Below are 19160 nucleotides of genomic sequence, written 5' to 3'. Positions count from 1 at the left end.
CCTCATCGTCGGCCCTTGGCGGCGATGGATTCGATGCTGCGTTCCAGCGCGTACACCGCGTCCCCGCCGTTGGTCTTGCTTTGCTCGTCGGCCCATGCCAGCATGCGGATGCAGTGGCTCATGCCCTGCGAGGTCCAGCCCGGCAGCTGTCGCTTAGCGTTGTCCAGCACCCACGGATTGACCTTGGCCTCCGCCTTCGTGATCCTGCCCATCTTGACCGCCGAGGCCTTGGCCATGGTCCGCATCTTCATCGCCAGCGCGCCGATCAGCGCGATCGGGTCGGTGCCCTGTTCGATGGCGGATCGCATGGCCACGATGGCGCCGGCCGCGTCCCCGGCCACGGCCCTGTCGGCGACCATGAACCCGGTGACCTGCGGGTTGGCGGTCAAATACTGGTTCACCCGGTCGATCGTGATCGGATCGTCGTCGAAGTCGAAGCACAGCTGCGAGCACATGGCCGCCAGCTCGCCGGTCCGCTCCCCCAGCACGCTGACCAGCTGCTGGGCGGCCGCCGGGTCGATCCGGCGATGTTCACGCTCGAACCGCTGGTAGACGAAGTTGATCTTCGCCTCGGCCTTCTTCAGATCCGGCATCTGCACCCGTTCGGCGCCGGCACGGACCATGCCGTCCACCACGCGCTTGCCCTTCGGTCCTCCCTCGTGGCGGCAGATCACCACGCTGGAATGCGCCGGATCCTTGGCGGCCTGCTTCGTGTAGGCGATCAGGGCGTCGCCGAGCCTGTCGTCGGCGTTTTGCAGGTTCGTCAGGGAGACGACCGCCACGTCGGAGAGCAACGACGGGCTGACCGCCTCGTCGAATGCGTAGGCGTCGCATGAGGAGGCGTCCAGTTCGATGAGTTCGGCGTCCGGTCTGGCGTCGCAGGCCGCCCGGCAGCGTTCCCAGGCCCCCTGACGGTTGAGGAATTCGTCGCCGCCATACACGATGACGACCGGTGAGGTTCCCGCCTTGTTCGATGCTTTTGACGCTGCTGCCATATCTTCCCATCTTCCCGACGACGTGGACAATCGCCGCTCAGTCCTTCAGCAGCATGCCGCGGGTCTCCTCCCACCAGCCGGCGGCATGTTCGAACCATGTCGCCCGGTATTCGCCCGGAGCCGACCGTCCCCGTGCCGCCGAACGGGCTGCGATCGCATACCGGATGCCCCATATCGCCAGCGCCACGGCGATTTCCGCGCCGCAGACCCCCAGCATGCCGGGAACGCCTTCGGGCCATGCGAGCGTATGATCGCCGCCGAGCAGCGTGGCGCAGCGTTCCAGTACCCAGGTGCCGCAGCCCGACAGCCATGCCAACATGAAGCCGAGGGACGGCAGCGCCCAGGAGACGAGCAGCGAGGCGAGTCCCGCGACGGTGGCGAAGGCGACCACGGGCGCGGCGATGCAGTTCGCCGGCACCGACCAGATCGGAATATCCGGCGACATCAGCACCTGGATGGGCAGGGTCAGGCACTGGGCCGCCAGCGTCACTGCGGCGGCGTCGGCAAGCGGGCCGGGCATCCAACGGGACATGGGCCTCCGGATCACGTCGTACAGCAGCACGATGCCGTACACCGAGGCGCAGGAGAGCGCGAAGCCGAAGCTGACCGCCAGCGACGGGTCGAATATCAGCGACAGGATCACCGTCCAGTTCAGCGCTGACAATGCCTGCGAGCGCCGGCCGGCGAGCAGGCAGGCCACGCCGAACAGGCCCATGGCGAACGCTCTGAGCACCGAATCGGCGGGGAACATCAGCATCGTCAGGGAGGCGTAGGCCACGGTGACGGCCACGGCCTTCGCCCATCTCGGCAGCAGCAGGAACGAGGCCAGACGGGTGACCATGGCGGCGACGAGCACGAAGTGACCGCCGGAGACGGCCATCAGATGCATGATGCCTGCCGCCTTGAAGTCGTCCTCCAGAGCCTCGGCGTAGTTGCCGTCGATGGGCTGCGCCTCGCCGGATCGGCCGAATCCCGACCATCCGGTTTCAGGCAGATAGGCGTCCTGTCCGAGCACGCCCATGGTGAGTCCCGGCACGAGCACCCTGCCCTGATCGGAGAGTCGACGCGTCACGTCGATGAAGTCGTGGCGCATGGCCTCCACGGCCGTGTCGAGCCGACCCGGCGTTTCGGTTTCCAGCATCATGTCGCGGGACTTGTCCTTCAACGTCAGCCACGCGTCGGCCTGACCGTATTTCGGCTCGCCCAACGTGCCGCTCGCCCGGTAGACGCCGCCCTGCCGCCACCGGCAATGCGCCGCGTCGGCGAACACATGCACGGTCGCCGAGGACGGCGAACGGATACGCTCCGATTCGATCCACTGGACGACGGCGTCGGTCTGGCAGTCGGATCCTCGCATCGGTGACGCCGTCATCGGCGACACCGTCCGCAGACTCATCGTCACATGCCCGCCGCCTGCTCGCAGTGACGCGGCTACGGCGTCGCCGGAATCGATCAGAGCGGCGCACAGTCCGGAGCAGAGCGCGCACAGCGTCGCAACGACGAGAACCATGGCGTATTGCAACGAAACCATGCTCACGCCGACCGGTCTCATCCGGCTCCCGCCATTCGCCGTGCCACGGGGTTTCCGGGACAGCAGCCGCGGCAACAGGGACGGCACAACCGAACCGATCACGACGAAGCCGATGAACAGGGTCACGATGAGGAGGATCATGGCGTCGTCCCCGGCCGCCGATGCGCCGGAACCGAACGGCTGACCATACTCCGCTGACTGGCCATACCCCTCTGATTGACCAGACGATGCCGATTGGCCATACGATGCCGTTCGTCCGCGCCCCGCCAGCCGGTCATACAGTGCCCGTTCGGTTAGCTGCGCGGCCCATACGGTCAGCGCGACCGGCATCATGCGCCAGTCGCGGCTGCCCCGCTCGCGGCAGGCCGTCGGATCATGCCCGGTTTGTCCCCGGTCCGGCCCCGACTGGCGTACCGCACATTGTCCTATGCCTCGCTGCCTCATGATCCGCCGCCTTCTGCCGCACCGACGGCCCCACCGGCAGTCCCGCCTGCACCGACGGTGACGTAGGGGCGGATCTTGCTCAGGGTCTTGTCGCCGATGCCCGGAACGTCGAGCAGCTCCTCGACGCTGGCGTACCGGCCGATCCGGGCACGGTGATCGAGGATCTTGCGGGCGGTGGCCGGTCCGACGCCGTTGATGGTCTCCAGCTGCTCGGCCGTGGCGGTATTGAGATCGATGGGCACGGCCGAACCGCCGGACGCCGCCGACGGGGACGGGGACGCCGACGGGGACGAAGAACCCGACAACGACGAAGATCCATCGGTCCGCTGCGCTCCCCCGGATGGTGCCGAAGCCGTCGGCGTCGGCGCAACCGGCCTAGCAGAGGTCGATGCGGAGGTCGACGCGAGCGGTGACGAGGTGACGGCGGATCCCGGCGAATCGCCGGCGGACGCCATGCCGGACGATGACATGGCCCGGTTCATGGCGATCGTCTGCTGGACCAGCAGGGTCATGCTCAGGGCGAGCGCCATCGTCAGGATCAGGATGATGATCGCACTGTGCCGCGGGGTCAGTCGCAGCCGGGGCAGATCACGGCCGGTCTCGCGCTCCAGCAGGGCGTCGGCGCCGGAATCGTCCGGGGACACGCCGGAGAGTACGCCGAGCATCGTCTCATGCCGGCCGGCCTGGACCGATGATGGTTTCCCCGCCGGCACCGGTCGCCGCGATGACACAGACGACGAGATCGACTGCGAAGACCCGGACGACACCGGACCTCGGGCGACCGACGTCGCGGCCGGCACATCATGCGCAGCAGGCGGGGCCGGCGGTCTGAGGAGGCGTTCCCGGGCGGATCGTCGAGGGGCTCCGGGGGTTCTGTAGGTGGGCACGCTCCCAGTATCGGCGATGCGACCGTGCCGCAATCCGTCTTCGGGACAATGTGGTCGAACGTGCCTCGGTCCCGGCGTGTCTGTGGATGGATTCGGGGTCCGACGTGATGCCTGTGGACGAATCCGGCACCGTCAACAGTCGGACGCCGTGAACGTGCTGGGCGGAAAACCACCCTCCGACGCGTTGCACGCGTCACCTCCCGCCGGCGGGAGGAGCCCATCATCGGAAAACCGGGGAGAGGTCCTCCGCATCAGACCGACAAAAACAAAGGCCCCTCGCCCACCGGGTTCGGCGGGGCGAGGGGCCTGGATCATCGACTCAGATCATCGACGGATCGGAGGATCCGCCGGCATGATCAGTTCGCGGGCACCACGGAGACGATCTTCGGGGCCTTGACGATCACCTTGCGCGGGGGCTTGCCGCCCAGTCGGCTCTGCACTCCCGGCAGGGCGAGGGCCAGCTTCTCCAGTTCCTCGGGCGTGATGTCGGGGCTCACTTCGAGCTTGCCGCGCACCTTGCCCTTGACCTGCACCACGGCAGTGACGCTGTCCTGACCGACGTAGCGTTCGTCGGCGACCGGCCACGGCGCATGGGCCAGCGACTTCGGGTGGCCGAGACGGCGCCACAGCTCCTCGCAGATGTGCGGGGCGATCGGCGAAAGCATGAGGATCAGCGGCTCGACGGCGGCGCGCGGCACGGACGGCAGCGACGTGAGGTGGTTGTTGAGCACGATGAGCTTGGAGATCGCGGTGTTCGGGCGCATGCCCTCCATCTCTTCGGTCACCTCGGCGATCGTGTTATTGAGCAGCTTGAGCGTCTTCGCGTCGAGCGCGTCGTCGCTCACGTGCACCTCGCCGGTGTTCTCGTCGACCACGTTGCGCCACAGACGCTGCAGGAAGCGCATGCCGCCCACCACGTTGCGCGTGTTCCACGGACGGGAGTCGGCCAGCGGGCCCATGCTCATCTCGTACAGACGGAAGGTGTCGGCGCCGTAGTTGGAGTACATGTCGTCCGGCGTGATGATGTTCTTCAGGCTCTTGCCCATCTTGCCGAACTCGCGGTTCACGTGTTCGCCATGCCAGGTGAACGTGGGCTCGCCGTTCGCGTCAGCCGGACCCTCCTCCACTTCGGCGGCGGGCACGTACTGGCCGCGGTCGTCGGTGTAGGCGAACGCCTGGATCATGCCCTGGTTGAACAGCTTGTGGAACGGTTCGGCCGAATCCACGTAGCCGAGGTCGAAGAGCACCTTGTGCCAGAAGCGCGAGTACAGCAGGTGCAGCACCGCGTGCTCCACGCCGCCGACGTACAGGTCCACGCCACCGGCCCGGCCGGCGGTCTTGTTGTGGTTCGGGCCCATCCAGTAGTCGAACTCGTCCTTCTCCACCATGTGCTTGGTGTCGGTCGGGTCGATGTAGCGCATGTAGTACCAGCAGGAGCCGGCCCAGTTCGGCATGGTGTTGGTGTCGCGGTAGTAGGTCTTCTTGCCGTCGCCGAGGTCGAGCTCGACCTTCACCCAGTCCTCGTTGCGGCTCAGCGGGGCCTCCGGGTTGGATTCGGCGTCCATCGGGTCGAAGGTGCGCGGCTGGTAGTCGGGCACGTCCGGCAGGTTGATCGGCAGGGCGGAGTCGGGCAGCAGATGCGGGGTGCCGTCCTCGCCGTAGACGATCGGGAAGGGCTCGCCCCAGTAGCGCTGGCGGCTGAACAGCCAGTCGCGCAGACGGTAGCTGACGGTTCCCTTGCCGACGCCGGCGGATTCGAGCCATGCGTTGACCTTGGCGATTGCCTCGTCGACGCGCAGGCCGTCGAGGCTGAGCGCGTCGCCCTTGGCGGCGGTGGCGTCCACGGACGAGTTGATGACGATGCCGTCATGGGAGACGAACGGGGCTTTGCCCTCGTAGGCGGCGAGGTCGTCGCCGGAGTCGGGCAGCGGCTTGACCGTGTAGATGACGGGCAGACCGTACTTGACAGCGAAGTCGTAGTCGCGCTGGTCGCCGCCGGGCACGGCCATGATCGCTCCGGTGCCGTAGTCCATGAGCACGTAGTCGGCGGTGAACAGCGGCAGCCTGACGCCGGTGATCGGGTTGACGGCGTACAGGCCGGTGAACAGGCCTGTCTTCTCGCCGTTCTCCTCGACGCGGTCCTTCGCGGTCTTCGATTCGGCGGCGAGACGGTAGGCCTTCACGCCCTCGGCCGGAGTGGCGTAGCCGCCCTTCCAGCTGTCGGGGATGTCCGCGGGCCATTCGGCCGGCACGTACTGCAGCAGGTCGTGCTCCGGGGAGACCACGGCGAACGTGGTGCCGAACAGGGTGTCGGGACGGGTGGTGTAGATCTCCATGTCGCGGTCGCCGGACGGGGTCTCGACCGTGAAGTGCACGGAGGCGCCGTGGCTTTCGCCGATCCAGTTGCGCTGCATGAGCTTGACCTTCTCGGGCCAGTCGATGCCGTCGAGGTCCTCGATCAGACGGTGGCCGTAGGCGGTGATGCGCATGGACCACTGGCGCAGCTCACGCTGGAACACGGGGAAGTTGCCGCGCTCGGACTTGCCTTCGGCGGTGACCTCCTCGTTGGCGAGCACGGTGCCCAGACCCGGGCACCAGTTGACCGGGGACTTGGAGATGTAGGCGAGACGGAAGTCGTTGAGGATGTCCTGCTGCTCGGCCTCGCTCAGATCGCCCCACGCCTTGCCGTCGGACTCGTGGCCGGGGATGGCCTTCTCGCCGGATTCGAACTTGGCGACCAGCTCGCCGATCGGACGGGCGGATCCCTTGGAACCGCTGGGGTTGGTGGCGTCCTCGTCGTACCAGGCGTCATAGATGCGGGAGAAGATCCACTGCGTCCAGCGCACGTAGCCGGGGTCGATGGTGGCGAAGGTGCGGCGGTTGTCGAAGCTCAGGCCCATGCGGTGCAGCTGGCGGCGCATGTTGGCGATGTTGGCCTCGGTGGTGACGCGCGGGTGCTGCCCGGTCTGCACGGCGTACTGCTCGGCGGGCAGACCGAAGGCGTCGTAGCCCATGGCGTGCAGCACGTTCTCGCCCTTCATGCGGTGGTAGCGGCTCACCACGTCGGTGGCGAGGTATCCCAGCGGATGGCCCACGTGCAGGCCCTTGCCCGAGGGGTACGGGAACATGTCCATCGCGAAGTACGAGGGACGGCCCTCGGCGTTGCGGCCGTCGCCGTCCTTGAGATCGCCGTTGACGTTGGCCGCCCAGAAGGTGCCCTCATCGTCCCAACGCTTCTGCCAATCCTCTTCGATCCTCTGTGCCATCTGCGCGTTGTAACGGAACGCGGGTTCCTCCGGATTCGGGGTCACGTTGGCATCGGTAGCATCCTGGGCCATGCTGCTCCTTTTTCTCCTACTTACTCAGGTAACAGGGGCCATTATCATCATGCAACTGGACACGAGGACGTTTCGTTCCAGTTAGTGAACCTAGTGAACCTGATCGGCGAACCATCGGAGAACCATCGACGGACCATCAGCGACTTCGATCGGTCTCGTAGCCGATCGCGCCGAGCGTCCGGTTCCACGCCCGATCCCAGGTGCCGTCCCTGTGCATCCGCCGCAGCGCGAGGTCCACCCGGTGCTCCAGCTGCGTGCTGCCGGAGGGCAGGGCCACGCCGTAGCGGCCCTCGTCGCCGAACCGTTCGGACAGGATCCGCGTGGTGTCGTCGTTCCCGGCGCTGTGCAGTCCGGCCAGTACGGCGCCCGGCGCCACGACGGCATCCACCATGCCACTGAGCAGTGCGGTGGCGCACTGAGTGGACCCCGGCTGCTGGATGAGGCTCACCGAGGAGCCGAATTTCCTGCGCATCTGCTCCACGGACCGGCTGCCCCGCACCACGCATGCCTTGCGGCCGCGCAGCGCATTCAACGAATCGATCGGAGCTCCTCCCCTCCTGCGGACCATGACCGCCTGTCGTTCGGTAAGATACGCGCCGGCGAAGTCGAAGCCGAGATCGTCGACGTTCTGCGAATCATCCACGAACACGCCGACGATCATGTCGACCTCGCCGGAGGCCAGCATGCGGTCGCGATCGGCCTCGGGGGCGTTCTCCCAGACGATCTGCCAGTCCGCGTAGCCGAGCCGGTTCGCCACGTACCGGGCCACCTCCACGTCCAGTCCGCTGTAGTCGTCGCCCTTGCGGTATCCCATGGACGGCTGGTCGTAGGCCACGCCGATCGCCAGACGGGGGCCGACCACCTCGCTGGCGCCCAGCGGATCGGTCTGCCCGCAGGCGGCCAGCGGCAGGCACAGCGCAAGGGCGACGACGGCGGACAGCGCGCGGACGAGCAGTCGGCCTGCGCGTCGCGGACGGCATGAGGGCCGACGTAGGGACCGGCGACGGAGACGGTGGCCAGACCGGTGACAGGGCGCGGTCAGTGGTTCGCGAGAGGCGGACATGGCGGCCACCCGCTACTTGAACATGCGCGACCGGGTGAGGAACCACGTCACCAGCGCGGAAATGACCAGCGACAGGACGATGATCACCGCGAAGCCCCACGGATGCCCGGTGAACGGCATGCCGAGCATGCCCTCCTGGAAGTTCATGCCGTACATGGAGAAGATCAGCGTCGGGATGGACAGCGTGATCGAGATAATGGTGAACACGCGCATCACGTTGTTCAGGTTGTTGGACACCACCGAGGCGAAGGCGTCGGTCATGTTCGCAAGAACGCCGCTGTAGATGTTCGCCATCTCAATGGCCTGCTTGTTCTCGATGATCACGTCGTCGAGCAGATCCTGATCGTCGGGATACTGCCGGATGCGGCTGAGCGTGTTGAGCTTCTCCATCACGATCTCGTTCGATTTGAGCGACGTGGTGAAGTAGACCAACGTCTTGCTCAGTTCGAGCAGCATGAGGATCTCGCGATTCTGCATGGAGTGGCGAAGCTTGAGTTCGAGCTTGTCGCTTTCCCGGTCGATGATGCGCAGGTAACGCAGGTACATCGTGGCGTTGCGGTACAGGATCTGCAGGATGAACCGGGATTTCATGAACGTGTTGAACCCGCGGATCGTGCCCTCCATGAACGGGTGGAGCACCGGCGTGTCCTGCATGCACACGGTGATGATGATGTCGTCGACGATGATGATCGACAACGGGATGGTCTCGTACCAGTCGCGTCCGCCGCGCTCCTCCACGGTCGGGATGTCGACGATGATCATCGTGTAGTCGTCCTCGACGTCCACACGCGAGCGCTCCTCGTCATCCAGCGGGGCGCGCAGATCGGCCAGATCGATGTTGCAGGCCTCGGAGACGGTGGCCAGTTCCACGTCGGTGGGTTCGCTAAGGCATATCCACGATCCGGGGGTGGGTTTTTCGATCTGTTCGATCTGACCATTGATGGTGCTGAAAGTCCTCATCATCGTGCATCACCTGCCTCATATCCGCCATGCCGTGTTCCGGCCCTTCGTATGTGCGGGCGCGGTGCGGGACCGTCTGTCATGGCCGTGCCATGGTCCTTTTCGCCGCGAAACCCTCAATAAGGATAGTCCCCGCTGGGACATCGCACGGTCCCGTCACCGTCCGGACACCCGTCGTTCATCCGATGACGGTGAGGGGACGGCATACGGCTCGCGGATCCGGTGTCGGGCGATCCGTCCCGTCAGCCACGCCATGCCCTGAGGACGTCCGCGGGGATCCGGCTCGCGTCGAACCGGTAGTGCGAGGTCACGGTACGTCGGTGGATCCGACTCAGATAATCCTCCTCCATGTCGCCCTTCTGCCGGTTGTTGTGGATCAGGTACGGCACTCCCCGATCGTCGCGTCGGTCGGAGACGACGGCGATGTGCTTGGTGTGGTCGAAGATCACGATGTCGCCGGGCTGCCATTGGGCGAGGTTCGCCGCGTCCCCGGGGCGGATGTCGTTGGTGAGCCGGATGGCGTAGGCGCCGAAGAAGCCGTCCAGCGTGCCGGACCGGCGGAAGTCGATGTTGGGGTCGGGACGGGTGAGACCGGGATAGTGTTCGGGATGCGAAGCGATGTCCGCGTCCACCATGGCCTTGAGATCGAAGCCCGCGGCCCGGAACGCATGCTCCACGAGATCGGTGCACGCACCCCGGCCTTCGGGAGGATACCCGCCCTGATAGTAGCCGTCATCGTAGGTGGGGTGGACCTTGGCTTCGGCGCGCGCTCCCCGGACGATATCCGTGTAGTCGTCGATCCCGTTATGGTTGTAGTCCGATGAGGAGCGGATGTTCGCCACCGTGATCGCGGACTCGGACGGTACGGCGGTGGAGCCCGCCGACGATCCGGCGAGGATTCCGGACGATCGTCCATGCCACAGAATCATGGCGCCGACCATGCCGACCGCCAGCAACAGGATCAACGCGATGAGGGCGGCGATAATCCACGGACCGCGCGCTCCCCCGCAGACGCCGGAACGATGGCCGTCGCGGCTATGGGAATCAGGATGTCGTAAGTGTTCCATACCGTTCATGCTAGCCAATTGGCTCCATGCGCACGGCCTCGCCTCAGGCTTCCCCCTTTGGGGGAAGCTGGCAGCCGAAGGCTGACTGATGAGGGCGATCGATACGCATCAGGAAGATCGAATGCCGTCAGGAAATGCGCCGCTGGCGGGACTGGATCGTCTGAGACGAGACTGGGGATAGTTGACAATGAAGGCAGGAATGTTCGTCACACTGGAGGGAAAGCCCAGCAAGGAAGAACGCGAAAACCATTTCAAAATCCTTAAGGGAAAGGACATGCAGCATCATGCGCGCCACTTTGTTCCACGATTTCGACGACGTTGAATTCTGGCATAGGATTCCACAACGAATCGACTGCCCACCCTCGCAGATCGAGGTATATCGGATGCGTGAGTCGGATCGCGATCCGATGGACGAGGACTTCACCGACCCCGTCAACCGCATATGCGGCACCACCCTCGGCTACGGCGACGTCGACTTCTTCGACCCCCGCCAATGCAGGCTCCTCGCCGCATGGCTCGAAGCGCGACTCAACCAACCCATCACCCCACGACTCGCCGACATCTACCGCCACCTCCTCGACTACGCCCAAAGAGCCATCCGATACAACACCGGCATCGTCATCGAACTCTAAGAACAGGGCCCTCCCCTTTACGACATCAACCGGATTATTCATTGATGAATACCGATGACATGGTTTCGATTGGAAGCAATCGCATGACAAGAAGGAAGGGATCCAATGGCCCGATTCGATGACGATACCGATTTCGGGGGCGGTTACATGCTGGTTCCACCAGTGCTTATCCATGAACTTCGTCTCTGCACGGTTCAGGAGATAGCCGAACGATTTAACGTTTCACGGGATTGCGCGATGAGAGCACTCACCGCATATCACAATTGGCTCCGTCATCGAGATAATGACAAGACCATCGACGACAAGATCCTCACCCTGTATACCAAAGGCCTCTGGCTTGAGACACAAAACACGACAACGGGTCGGGAGACCGGGTCACCGCTGGAAGCAGCAACCACCAATTTGACTTCAACGACCCCCATCCAGACAGAGTCGCGCGATCATCTCATCAATCCTGCTGCTCATCGTCGTCCTCCCTCACCGTCAGCATTCGTTCCACCAAGTCGATCATGAGGTCCTTCTCGCCGGGGTCGCTCACCGCAATCAGCAGCGTGATGGCCACGAGATCGTTATTGGTGATGACAGGGCCTCCATCCTTCCCGAACGCCGCGTCGTTCCCTTCGAGGAAGCTGACGAACGCGGCTGCGGCCATACGCTTGTTACCGTCGGCGAAAGGATGGTCCTTCACGATGAAATACAGCAGGTGGGCGGCCTTCTCCTCCACGGTCGGATACAAATCCTGCCCCGCGAAGCTCTGATACACGGCGCCGATGATGCGTTCGAGCGCATCCCCGCGTTCCTGCCCAAGGAGCGTGTCGTCGGGATACTCCTTCCGCAACCGATCCGCCATGACGCGGGCGTCCGCGACCGTGAACTCCCAGACCGGTGCTGTCAGGGGCTTCGGATCGAGGGCATGCGCATCATAATCGCGGAGCATGTTCAGCCCCGGCAGGTAGCTCGACACCACGTCGGCGATGCCGGAGGCGAGTCGGTCGTCACTGCGGGCCAGCACTTTGACGACCTTCTCCAACTGGTTCAGACGGCGCTCGTTGACGGCGTACCCCTCCATCAGATACCGGCGCAGCACACTGGTGGCCCAGCGGCGGAACTGCACGCCTCGCTGCGACTTCACCCGATACCCGACCGATATGACGACGTCAAGATTGTAGTAATCGACCATGTAGGTCTTACCGTCAGCGGCAGTTGTTGCAAATTTTGCAACAACTGACTCATCGTGATTCAGCTCCCCTTCGTCGAATACGTTCCTGACATGCCTGGATATGGTCGACTTATTGCGCCCAAATAGCTCCGCCATCTGGTCACGCGACAACCACACGGTATCGCCCCGCACATTGACCTCCAGCTGCACCGAGCCGTCGTCGGACCGGTAGAGTTCGATATCGTTGGTACCCATCGTTCAGGCCTCCAGGTCCGCAACGATGGCGTCGATCTGTTCGCGCAGTTCAGTCTGACGTTTGACGATGTCGTCGGTCTTGTGCTTGCTGAGCACGATGACGCAGGTGGCGATGGTCACGCCGAAGAACAGGTTGGCGGGCAGTTGGACGACCGAGTCCACGGCGCCGCGAACCTCGTCGGCGATGCCCCAGATGGCCTTATGCAGTTCGGCGCGCTGCGATTCCCTGTTCCCCGATGCCGGCATATCCGCTCCTTCACCTGACCACGCGGCCGTTCCCGATGCATGATCCAACCGCAATGCACCGATTGTACCGTGATGCCGCGGCTTCAACCGGTGACGACAGCGTCGGCGATTTGTCCGCTGACGGTGGTACATATCATCGGAACGGCAGACACGTATTCTGACTCCACCGCTATCGGGAGCTGTCATGCGCAGCATGACTGAGGGTGGTCAAACACCCGCGGAAATCGAACGAGCGCAACAAGCGATATGAGAAGGCCTCCGCATGGTTCGCTCCGTTTCATTCGAAGCATCATTCAGCTCAGTCTCAATAAGATCGTCGTGATCATATCCTATTTCTTCTTCAGAGTTCCAAGGCTATTGTTTGCCTAATGTTGGCCTTGTTCGCAAGAATGGTTTCAGCCTGCATTGTGCACTGCCGGCCAAGGTCCTCCAACTCTACATGGCAGCCCCGGGATTCAATTTACGATAAGAACCGCAAACTGTTCAGCAAGGACTTCGTCTGGAGGAAGAAATGAGCAACAACCACAATCTTGAAAACCGTATCAGAGAATTCTTCGACGCCGACCACAACTCTATGCCTTATGACGAATGGTATGCATTGGAGAAACGAACCGCACACCTTGTGGACGAATATGGTTGGGATGCTGTCAGGCGGGAGTTCTTCCACTACGTGCAGACCGAATGCAAAAACCCAGATGACATCGCTCGTGTGGCATTCCGCTACGAGGGACTCGATTGGAACAAAAAACCGGTCCCCGATCCGTACGACTTTCTCGGATACCTCTACTACAAGGCTGGATTCAGAAAAGCCCCGTACGACGCCGCACGCGCCCTTGACGATCTGTGCATCAGCATCCTACCCGCATCGGGCTGCCCAGAAGCGAACATCTACTATCATCCATACTACGCAGCGGAAGCCGACCCCAAAATGATCGCTGCCGTCGAACGCTGGCGCCAACGCGAAGCTGACGACGACACCGGCACGGCCAATGAATCAAACACCTCGACCGCAAATTCCGAGAGGAAGGATCAATGAAGCCAGAGGACGCAAGAAAGAACATGTGACCATGGAAGCGGCATTGTTCCACGACTTCGACAACGTCACCTCATATTACGGGAACATTCCCTCCCGTCCGATGCGATCCGACGAACATGTCGAACTGTATCGGATGCGTGAGTCGGATCGCGATCCGATGAACGAGGACTTCACCGACCCCGTCAACCGCGTATGCGGCACCACCCTCGGCTACGGCGACGTCGACTTCTTCAACCCCGACCAATGCAGGCTCCTCGCCGCATGGCTCGAAACGCGACTCACCCAGCCCATCACCCCACGACTCGCCGACATCTACCGCCACCTCCTCAACTACGCCCAAAGAGCCATCCGATACAACACCGGCATCGTCATCGAACTATGAGAAAAAGAACATAGTCCTTCCACAACACCGAACCGTAACGACGATGACGACCCGCTGGCTGAGACTGAGGGCAGTCAAACAGACTTCATTCAGGCAACAGGAACGACAACGGCGTCGGCGTTCAGCGGCGGCAAGGCCATAGGTCGCAATAATGATCAGACGACCGGACTACCGAACACACATTTGGTCTACACCCCGTGCTTCGCCGGGCTGTATGCGGATGTCGAAACTTTCGGTTCGTCCTCAACGCGTCACTCGGTGCGGATGGTGCGTCACGCGGTGCGGGTCGTGCGTGACTGGGCGAGGATCATGCGTGACTGGAGGCGGATGGTGTCACTGGGTGCGGGCGCACCTGGTCACGCCTCTGCCCAACCCCCTGCGATTTCAACGTTTCTCACGCCCTGTCACTCGGTGCGCCCGCACCCAGTGACGTATCCCGCACCCGGTCACACCTCCGACGCACCCAGTCACGCCCCTGCGCACACGGCCGGACGCCAATTGGGGTTATGATCCCATCGTTGGCCTATGACCTAGCGGACATACGGCCTATGACCTAGAGGACATACACGTTTTGACCGATATCCCTAGAATCGGTTTAGCCAATACATTGCGCACCAATGATGAACTGCATCCCCATCACCTCATCCGTCCGACTTCGCCGGACACCTTCCCCTCGAGGGGAAGGCAGGGAGGAGGCTCCGCCGGCACAGGCAGACTTTAAGGCGGAAAACAAAAAAGGGCTTCGGGCGTGTGCCCGAAACCCTGTCTGTGGAGCTAGGGGGATTCGAACCCCCGACCCCCTCCATGCCATGGAGATGCGCTACCAGCTGCGCCATAGCCCCAAGAGCCATATAGCCCTGTCGGATGCACGATCGCCGAGCCTTTCGGCCGGTCCCGTGCGGACCTGAGATAGGTTACAACATGAAGCCCATTCACGCAATCCTCGGCGAGTCGCCTGCAATGGCGCGGTTTTCGCGTCATGCGGCGACTCGCTGGATCATGCCGTTCACGGTGTCACTGGATCCTCACTGGACCGTGGTCGACCCGCTGCCGCTTGAGCTGCCGCCCGAACCGGTCGATCCCGACGTGGTGCCGGAGGTCGAACCGGAGTTGGTGGACGACGAGCCCGAATCACCGGTGGTGCCGGAGTCGGAGGACGTGCCGCCTTCGGAGGTCGAGCCATTGCCCGACGTGCCGCCCGACGTGGTGCCGGAGTTGCTCGACGTTCCCGAATTGCCGGAGGTCGAGCCACCAGTGGTGCCGGACGTGCCGTTGCCGGTCGAGGACGAGCCATCGCTTCCGGCGCCGTCGGACGTGCCGTCGGTGCCGGTGGTGCCCGACGTGCCGGAAGTGCCGTCGTTCGACGTGGTGCCGTCGGTGCCAGTGTCGGTCGACGTGCCGTCGGTCGACGTGGACTGCGGCGTGGGCGTCGCGTCCTGCGTGGCCTGCTGGCTCGGCGTGGTCGTGGTGGGCGTAGCCGATGGCGTGCGCACGGTCCGGCTCGTCGTGGGTGCGACGATGTTCTTCACCACGTCGTCGGTGCCTTCGCCGTTGGTCAGGGCCAGCACCACGCCGGCGGTGGCGCCAACGGCGATCAGCGCGCTGACGATCGTGACGATGAGCGCCTTGCGGTTGACCGGAGTCTTCGCTCCGCCGATGTGCACGGTGCTGACGTGGCCGGCGGCATGGCCGCCATGCTTCGCCGCGGCCGAGGTTCCTGCGGCCTGCGCGCCCGCGATGGCGGGCATCACGCGGGTGCCGTCGGCCTCGTCTGCGGCATTGCCCAGAATCCTGGTCTCGTCACCGGTTCCGCCGGCCGCACCGGCAATGGCCGGCATGGCCGTCGTCTCGCCGGATCGCGCGGCCGCATCCACGGACCCGGCCGTGCCAGCGACGCCGTTCAGTGCGGGCATCGTCGTGGTCCGCCCATCGGTGGCGCCCGCGACGCCGGAGGTCTCCCCCACGGCGGGCATGGCGACGGTGGATTCCGCCTCCAACGCCGCCGCACCGGACGATCCGGCCACACGCGGCGTTCTGGACTGGTTCTCCTCGTCGGACTTCGAGTCCGAACCGGTTACCAACTCCACTTTCTCCTGAATCTTCTTTCCGGTCTCCTTCATCACGTTCTGATAGATCTGGGACGAGACGGCGGAGATCACCGAGCCGACGGCCGTGCCGATGAGCGAGCCGGCAAGACCGATCTTCGCAGACAGCAGAAGCGAGGTGACCGCGGCGAGCGCACCTGCAGTGACGGGCACCACGGATATGTTCTTAAAGTACTTCTTGAACACTTGCTCCCTTAAACCGAGTGATATGTATAGTCGTTTCGCAGGATACGGTATGCGTGTTTTCTGACCATTCTGTGAATTCCCGCGGCGAGAGGCCAAACCGTCACACGCTTCCTACAAATCGTTCGACGCCGGCGTAATGCACCGGCGTCGAACGTTCAGATGATCAGGGTGGGCGGTCAGGGCAGACGGGGGTCCTCCCAGCCCGTGGACTGGGCGATGGCGGGACCCATGTTGAACGCCGCGAGCCGCCAACGAATGGCACCGACAGTGCCATCACCGTCGGCCCGGTCCAGCGGTATCAGCCGCGCCCAGTGGGCGTTGCGCATCGACATGAGTCCGGCGAAGTCCGGGTGGACCTCGCTCAGCCCGATCAGGGTCTGCAGGGTCTGCGAGATCCACGCGCCGTGTGAGAACACGAACAGATCGACGTCCGAACCGTATCGGCCGGCCCAGTCCTCCAGCGCTTCGACGCCGCGGGCTCCGACGGCCCGCTTATCCTCGGCCCCGTGAGCCATCTCGCCGCCGCGGAATTCGACCCACTCGGCGTAGTCCTCGGGCCAGCGTTCGCGGATGTCGTGCAGGGTCATGCCCTCCCATTCGCCGAAGTTGCGTTCGCGCACCCGCTCGTCGGCGTGCACCTCCAGATGCAGCGGATCGGCGAACGCGTGGGCGCTCTGCCGGGCGCGGGTCAGATCGGAGCTGACGACCACCTGCCGGCGCCCCTGCCCGGCACCGTCCACGTACAGGTGACGCAGGGCGATGCCGGCCTGCTCCACCTGCCACAGTCCGGTGTCGTCCAGTGGGATGTCGGACTGCCCCTGCAACCGGCCCTCGGCATTGTACGCGGTCCTGCCGTGACGGATCAGCGTGATCGAACGGACGTGACGCACGACGGCATGATCCCGATCGGCGCCGGCGATCCCAACCGTTCCCGCCATGTCACTCGGCCTCGTCCACGGCCGGCTCGGCATCGGTACGCTCGGCCTCGGCATGCTCCGGATGCTCGAGACCGAGGTCGATCGTCGGGCAGTCCTGCCACAGGCGTTCCAGATCGTAGTATTCGCGGGTCTCGCGGTACATCACATGCACCACGAAGTCACCGTAGTCAAGCAGCACCCACTGCCCCTGATCCCGGCCCTCGCTGGTCAGCGGCTTGACGCCCCGCAGTTCGGCGAGCCGACGTTCGATCTCGTCGGCGATGGACACCACGTGCCGGTCCGACGAGCCGGAGGCGATCAGGAACGCGTCGGTGATGCCGAGCGGTTCGGACACGTCGAAGGCCACGATGTCCATGGCCTTGATGGAGTCGGCCGCCTGCGCGGCGACGCGAATGGAGTCGATCGAATCCTGTGATGCGGTCACGGACATCCTTTCCTTCGTTGATGCTGAACGTTGATGCTGAGACTGACGATGCCGGGAAATCCCGTGCCGGAGCTCAGTCCTTGGTCGGCGGCTGCCAGCCCTCGATCACATGTTGCGTGTTCTCGGAGTACACGGCGGTGTTCTCCGCCACCTCATGCCGGATCACCGAGCCGGCGCCGGTGGTCGCCCCGTCGCCCACGACGACCGGGGCCACGAACATGTTGCCCGCGCCCACGTGCACGTTCGAGCCGATCTCGGTGTGGTGCTTGTTCACGCCGTCGTAGTTGGCGGTGATGGTGCCGCCGCCGATGTTGGTGTGTTCGCCGATGTGCGCGTCACCTACGTAGCTCAGGTGCGGCACCTTGGTGCCACGGTCGATGTGTGCCTTCTTCATCTCCACGAACGCGCCGGCCTTGGTCTCCTCGCCCAGATCGTTGCCGGGACGCAGGTAAGTCCACGGGCCGATGTTGGCGGCGCGGCCGATGTGCGTGCCCTGCACGCGGGAGCGCTCGACGTGGGCGTCGGCGTCGATCACGGCGTCGATCAGCGTGGTGTACGGGCCGACCACGGCGCCGGACGCCACCACGGTGTGGCCCTGCAGGAAGCTGCCGGGCAGGACGGTCACGTCCTGGGCGAGACGCACGTCGTCCTCGATCCACGTGGTATCCGGGTCGAGGATCGTCACGCCGTCGCGCATCCAGCGCTCGCACACACGCCGGTTGTGCGCCTTGGCCAGACGGGCCAGCTGCACGCGGTCGTTCACGCCCTGCACGGCCAGCGCGTCGGGGGCCGCGTAGGCGCCCACGCCGCCGAACTCCTTGGCCTTCTCCAGCGCGTCGGTCAGGTAGAACTCGCCCTGCGCGTTGTCGTCGTCGAGGCCGGCGATGGCCTGGGCGAGCACATGGGCGTCGAACACGTACACGGAGGTGTTCACCTCGCGCACGGCCAGCTCGGAGGAGTTGGCGTCCTTCTGCTCGACGATGCGCAGCACATGGCCCTCGGAATCGCGGATGATGCGCCCGTAGCCGGTGGGGTCGTCGAGGATGGTGGTGAGCACGGTGGCAGAGTTGCCCGAGTTGGCGTGGAAGTCCATGAGGCTACGCAGGGTCTCGGTGTCGAGCAGCGGCATGTCGGAGGCCGCGATGAGCACCGACCCGTTGAGCTCGCCGCCCCGGGAGAGCTGGTCCATGGCGCACTGCACCGCGCGTCCCGTGCCGGGCACGTCGTCCTGGTTGACGATGGTTACGTCCTCGTCGTACGACTTGGCGGCGGCGGCCACGCGTTCGGCCTGATAGTGCACCACCACGGACAGCACTTCGGGGTCGAGGGCGCGGATGGCGTCGATCACCCTGTTGAGGAACGTCTTGCCGGCCAGCGTATGCAGCACCTTCGGGTCGGCGGACTTCATGCGGGTGCCTTCGCCCGCCGCGAGCACGATCGCCGCGCTGAATGCCATGGTGATCACAATCCTTTCATAACGAAAAAGCCGGTCGCGCAGCCGGATGAGGCGTC

15 protein-coding genes, 1 tRNA gene and 1 pseudogene are annotated in these 19160 nt (G+C 64.3%); 3 read left to right on the top strand and 14 right to left on the bottom strand.

Translation table 11 applies throughout. The features are described 5' to 3' along the window. Positions 1 to 2 precede the first annotated feature (2 nt). The 7 genes from holA to CSQ87_RS01410 form a co-directional block, all read right to left on the bottom strand. Positions 3 to 995: a DNA polymerase III subunit delta gene (gene holA / locus CSQ87_RS01440; protein WP_100512071.1), complete on the bottom strand. Its 993-nt coding sequence runs from the start codon at positions 993 to 995 to the stop codon at positions 3 to 5. Between the two features lie 37 nt (positions 996 to 1032). Further along, on the bottom strand, positions 1033 to 2667 hold the full coding sequence (locus tag CSQ87_RS01435) for a ComEC/Rec2 family competence protein (RefSeq protein WP_165776679.1): 1635 nt from the start codon (positions 2665 to 2667) through the stop codon (positions 1033 to 1035). A gap of 299 nt (positions 2668 to 2966) precedes the next feature. Next, positions 2967 to 3635 carry a ComEA family DNA-binding protein gene (locus tag CSQ87_RS01430; RefSeq protein ID WP_100512069.1) on the bottom strand — a complete coding sequence of 223 codons (669 nt, stop codon included), beginning with the start codon at positions 3633 to 3635 and terminating at the stop codon, positions 2967 to 2969. Positions 3636 to 4213: 578 nt separating this feature from the next. Beyond that, positions 4214 to 7195, bottom strand: a complete 2982-nt coding sequence (gene leuS / locus CSQ87_RS01425) for a leucine--tRNA ligase (protein ID WP_100512068.1) — start codon at positions 7193 to 7195, stop codon at positions 4214 to 4216. Between the two features lie 136 nt (positions 7196 to 7331). Further along, on the bottom strand, positions 7332 to 8258 hold the full coding sequence (locus tag CSQ87_RS01420) for a transporter substrate-binding domain-containing protein (RefSeq protein ID WP_133122316.1): 927 nt from the start codon (positions 8256 to 8258) through the stop codon (positions 7332 to 7334). A gap of 12 nt (positions 8259 to 8270) precedes the next feature. Then, positions 8271 to 9221 carry a magnesium transporter CorA family protein gene (locus CSQ87_RS01415; protein WP_100512066.1) on the bottom strand — a complete coding sequence of 317 codons (951 nt, stop codon included), beginning with the start codon at positions 9219 to 9221 and terminating at the stop codon, positions 8271 to 8273. 239 nt (positions 9222 to 9460) lie between these two features. Then, positions 9461 to 10285, bottom strand: a complete 825-nt coding sequence (locus CSQ87_RS01410; protein ID WP_243388784.1) for a DUF1287 domain-containing protein — start codon at positions 10283 to 10285, stop codon at positions 9461 to 9463. A 383-nt stretch (positions 10286 to 10668) separates the two neighbouring features. On the opposite strand from CSQ87_RS01410, the gene CSQ87_RS01405 reads away from it, so the two are divergent. Beyond that, positions 10669 to 10917, top strand: coding sequence for a hypothetical protein (locus tag CSQ87_RS01405; protein WP_100512065.1), 249 nt, complete (start codon positions 10669 to 10671; stop codon positions 10915 to 10917). Positions 10918 to 11365: 448 nt separating this feature from the next. Here the strand turns inward: CSQ87_RS01405 and CSQ87_RS01400 are convergent, their stop codons facing one another. Further along, complete coding sequence (locus CSQ87_RS01400; RefSeq protein ID WP_100512064.1) at positions 11366 to 12331, bottom strand: virulence RhuM family protein/type II toxin-antitoxin system death-on-curing family toxin; 966 nt, start codon at positions 12329 to 12331, stop codon at positions 11366 to 11368. 69 nt (positions 12332 to 12400) lie between these two features. Continuing rightward, positions 12401 to 12496, bottom strand: a pseudogene (locus CSQ87_RS11085) (N-6 DNA methylase); the annotation flags it as partial. Between the two features lie 592 nt (positions 12497 to 13088). Here CSQ87_RS11085 and CSQ87_RS01390 point away from each other — a divergent pair. Then, positions 13089 to 13613, top strand: coding sequence for a hypothetical protein (locus tag CSQ87_RS01390; RefSeq protein ID WP_100512062.1), 525 nt, complete (start codon positions 13089 to 13091; stop codon positions 13611 to 13613). Positions 13614 to 13644: 31 nt separating this feature from the next. Next, positions 13645 to 13995, top strand: a complete 351-nt coding sequence (locus tag CSQ87_RS01385; protein WP_133122315.1) for a hypothetical protein — start codon at positions 13645 to 13647, stop codon at positions 13993 to 13995. A 769-nt stretch (positions 13996 to 14764) separates the two neighbouring features. On the opposite strand, the gene CSQ87_RS01380 is transcribed toward CSQ87_RS01385, so the two are convergent. The 5 genes from CSQ87_RS01380 to glmU form a co-directional block, all read right to left on the bottom strand. After that, positions 14765 to 14837: transfer RNA gene (locus CSQ87_RS01380), tRNA-Ala, on the bottom strand. 183 nt (positions 14838 to 15020) lie between these two features. Then, entirely contained in the window at positions 15021 to 16256 is a 1236-nt protein-coding gene (locus tag CSQ87_RS01375) for a hypothetical protein (RefSeq protein ID WP_133122314.1), read from the bottom strand. A 206-nt stretch (positions 16257 to 16462) separates the two neighbouring features. Beyond that, positions 16463 to 17224, bottom strand: coding sequence for a histidine phosphatase family protein (locus CSQ87_RS01370; protein WP_100512059.1), 762 nt, complete (start codon positions 17222 to 17224; stop codon positions 16463 to 16465). 1 nt (position 17225) lies between these two features. Continuing rightward, positions 17226 to 17648: a ribosome silencing factor gene (gene rsfS / locus CSQ87_RS01365; protein ID WP_100512229.1), complete on the bottom strand. Its 423-nt coding sequence runs from the start codon at positions 17646 to 17648 to the stop codon at positions 17226 to 17228. Between the two features lie 73 nt (positions 17649 to 17721). Next, positions 17722 to 19104 carry a bifunctional UDP-N-acetylglucosamine diphosphorylase/glucosamine-1-phosphate N-acetyltransferase GlmU gene (gene glmU, locus CSQ87_RS01360; protein ID WP_100512228.1) on the bottom strand — a complete coding sequence of 461 codons (1383 nt, stop codon included), beginning with the start codon at positions 19102 to 19104 and terminating at the stop codon, positions 17722 to 17724. Positions 19105 to 19160 lie beyond the last annotated feature (56 nt).

Origin of the sequence: Bifidobacterium simiarum (assembly GCF_002802905.1) — a bacterium.
In the GTDB taxonomy this organism is placed as follows: Bacteria; Actinomycetota; Actinomycetes; order Actinomycetales; family Bifidobacteriaceae; genus Galliscardovia; species Galliscardovia simiarum.
The sequence above is the reverse complement of the archived record's forward strand: the minus strand, read 5'-3'. Positions and strand labels throughout refer to the sequence as shown.